The organism is Micromonospora maritima (assembly GCF_902825405.1).
Taxonomy (GTDB): domain Bacteria; phylum Actinomycetota; class Actinomycetes; order Mycobacteriales; family Micromonosporaceae; genus Micromonospora; species Micromonospora maritima.
Window position 1 is genome coordinate 1 of the sequence record NZ_CADEAU010000542.1, and the last position, 3,396, is coordinate 3,396.

At 72.6% G+C, this 3,396-nt stretch carries 2 protein-coding genes; one reads left to right on the forward strand and one right to left on the reverse strand.

Going from position 1 to position 3,396, the window contains the following annotated elements; genetic code table 11:
• The first annotated feature begins 1,815 nt into the window (after positions 1-1,815).
• Positions 1,816-2,814, forward strand: a complete 999-nt coding sequence (locus HUW36_RS28700) for a TerC family protein (protein WP_174530980.1) — start codon at positions 1,816-1,818, stop codon at positions 2,812-2,814.
• Between the two features lie 60 nt (positions 2,815-2,874).
• On the opposite strand, the gene HUW36_RS28705 is transcribed toward HUW36_RS28700, so the two are convergent.
• On the reverse strand, positions 2,875-3,396 hold a 522-nt coding region (locus tag HUW36_RS28705), incomplete at its 5' end, for a C40 family peptidase (protein WP_174530981.1).

Sequence of the window (3,396 nt, forward strand, 5' to 3'; positions counted from 1 at the left end):
TCATGATGAGTGACTGGAGTTCAGACGTGTGCTCTTCCGATCTCGGCCGTTCCGGCACGGCCTGGTGGTCGGCAAGTTCTACCCGCCGCACGCCGGGCACCACGCGCTCGTCGAGGCGGCCGCGGCCCGCTGCGCCGCGGTCACCGTGGTGGTGGCGCCGTCGCGCCGGGAGTCGATCCCGCTGGAGCTGCGGCTGGCCTGGCTGCGCGAGACCCATGCCGGCACCCCGTGGGTGCGCTTCGTCGGCCGCTACGACGACCATCCCGTCGACTACGCCGATGCGGCGGTCTGGGACCTGCACTGCGCGGTGTTCGCCGACGCGTTCGGCGGCGAGCCGGTGGACGCCGTCTTCTCCTCCGAGGCGTACGGCGAGGAGCTGGCCCGCCGGTTCGACGCGGTCGCGGTCGCCGTGGACCCCGGGCGTCGGGCCGTACCGGTCTCCGGCACCGCCGTGCGCGCGGACCCGGCGGCGCACTGGCGGTGGCTGAGCCCGCCGGTGCGGGCGTGGCTGGTGCGCCGGGTGGCGGTGGTCGGCGCCGAGTCCACCGGCACCACGACCATGGCGCGGGCGCTGGCCGCCCACTACCGGACCGCCTGGGTGCCGGAGTACGGCCGCGAGTTGACCGAGCGCAAGCTCGCCGCGCTGCGCCGGTCCCGCCCGGACGCGACGGTCGTCGACGTGACCTGGGACCGGAACGACTTCGTCGAGGTGGTCCGCGAGCAGCAGGCCGCCGAGGACGCCGCGGCCCGGCGCAGCGGTCCGCTGCTGTTCTGCGACACCGACGCCCGGGCCACCGCGATCTGGGAGGAGCGCTACCTGGGGTCGTCCTCGGCCGAGGTCCGGGCGGCCGCCCGCCGCCCGGCGCTGTACCTGCTCACCGACGACGCCGGGGTGCCGTTCGACGACGACGGCCTGCGCGACGGGGAGCACCTGCGGGCGTGGATGACCGGACGGTTCCGGGCCGAGCTGGCCGGGTGCGGAGTGCCGGTGGTCGAGCTGCGGGGCGGGCACGAGGAGCGGCTGGCCGCCGCGGTGGCCGCGTGCGACGCGCTGCTCGCCGCCGGTTGGCCGTTCGCCGATCCGGTGCTGCCCGCCCGTCCTTGACGGCTCCTGCTGCCGCCTGCTGCCGTCCGCCCGCCTCGTCTCCGTCTCGGCTTCCGCTGGTCCGGCTCGTGTCCTCGCGGTTCCCGCTGGTCCGGTTCCCGCTTGCCCGGCCCGTGCCTGCCCCGGTTCCCGCCGGCCTGGCCCTTACCGGGGTTCCCGGCCGGCTCATGCCTGCTCGCGGCCCGGGGGACTCCCTTCGGTGCCGATCCGACCCCTGGGCCGCGTCCGCGTGGCCGGGTGGTGCCTCCGCGCGCAGGAGGGCCCGCACGGTGCCGGCGACCGAGGAGTTCGCGATGAGCGATATACCTCAGAGTCATAAATATGCCTCTGAGGTATATCGCTCTCGACTGATCGGTTCGGCTCACGCGACACGCCCGACGAACCGCCTCCAGATCCTCACCTAGCCTCCTAGGATGCGGTGCGCGACGTGAGCCCGCGCACGCGACGGGCCCATCCGGACGCCCGGAGATGCGCCACCCGGGTGGGATGGTGAACAATGGCGGCCGAGGAGGGGAGTATTCCCCCGCGACGGAGTCGTCAGCACGGAAGAGCGCCGGCACCCACGGTGGTTCGACCCGGCTCCGTCGGTCGGGACCAGCAGGTCCCGGCGGAAGAGACCTCCGACAGTCACCAGAGTCAGCGTCGACGCACCCCGGCCCCACACCCGGCGTACGGTGTGCCCGACGCTGCGTGTCTGCCGGAGGATGGATTTGAACGTGTCCGCATTGGTGTGGGCGGTAACCCTGACCGCGATGATCGCGGTCCTGCTCGCCGACCTGTTCATCATCGGTCGTCGCCCGCACGAGCCCAGCGTCCGGGAGTCGAGCCTCTGGGTCGGCTTCTACGTGGCGCTGGCGCTGGTCTTCGGCGCGGTGCTCTGGTGGACCTCCGGGGCGAGCGTGGCCGGCCAGTTCTACACCGGCTGGCTCACCGAGTACAGCCTCTCGGTGGACAACCTCTTCGTCTTCGTGATCATCATGGCCCGCTTCGGGGTGCCCCGGCAGTACCAGCAGAAGGTACTGCTCATCGGCATCCTGCTGGCGCTGGTCATGCGCGGCGGCTTCATCGCCGCCGGCGCGGCGTTGATCTCCCAGTTCTCGTGGGTGTTCTACATCTTCGGCGCGTTCCTCATCTACACCGCGGTGAACCTGGCCCGGCAGGGCGAGCCGGACGAGGACGAGTTCAGCGAGAACCTGCTGATCCGGTGGAGCCGCAAGGCGTTGCCGCTGTCCCAGGACTTCGACGGGGCGCGGATCACCACCCGGGAGAACGGGCGGCGGCTGTTCACGCCGATGCTGATCGTGATGATCGCGATCGGCACCACCGACCTGATCTTCGCGCTCGACTCGATCCCGGCGATCTTCGGCATCACCCAGGAGCCGTACCTCGTCTTCACCGCGAACGTCTTCGCGCTGATGGGGCTGCGCCAGCTCTACTTCCTGCTCGGCGGCCTGCTCGACCGGCTCATCTACCTCAGCTACGGGCTGGCCGTGGTGCTCGGCTTCATCGGCGTGAAGCTGGTGCTGGAGGCGCTTGCCGACAACAACCTGCCGTTCATCAACGGTGGCGAGCACGTGGCCTGGGCGCCGCACATCCCGATCTGGCTGTCGCTGACCGTCATCCTCGGCACGCTCGCCGTCGCCACGGTGGCCAGCCTGGTCAAGTCGTCCCGCGACCGACGGCGTGAGCTGGCCGAGGCGCGCGGCTGACCGGCACGTACGTCAGGGGCGTCCCCGCCGGCCGGGGGCGCCCCTGATCCGTCTTCCCGGTCAGACCCGGTGGGCGCCGACGAGGGTGGCGACCCGGGCCTCCGGCAGCTCCTCCTCGACCACCCGACGGGTGCGGTAGCAGGCGTGCAGCATCCGGCGCCGGCCGTCGTGCGGCTCGGCCGAGACGATGCCGACGTGGTGGATGCGCCGCCCGGGGCGGGCGAAGAAGTAGAGGTCACCCGGGCGCTCGTCGTCCAGCGCCAGCGTGGTGGTGGCCTCGGCCTGGTCGTCGGCGTCCCGGGGGAGGGTGACCCCGTACCGCCGCCAGGCCAGGTGCACCAGGCCGGAACAGTCGATGCCGTCGGTGGACAGGCCACCCCAGACGTAGACGAGGTCCCGCAGCCGCTCGGCGACCGCCAGCACCTCCTTGGCCTCGGGCCGTTCGCCGGGCAGCGGCACCAGGTCGCCCTCCGGCGCCCAGAGCGGGTCGACCCCGCCGGGTACGCGGACCGGCCGCCAGCCGTCCACCGGCCGGCCGGCCGCGGCGAGGTGGGTGCCGAGGACCACGCCGGGAAGCGCGGG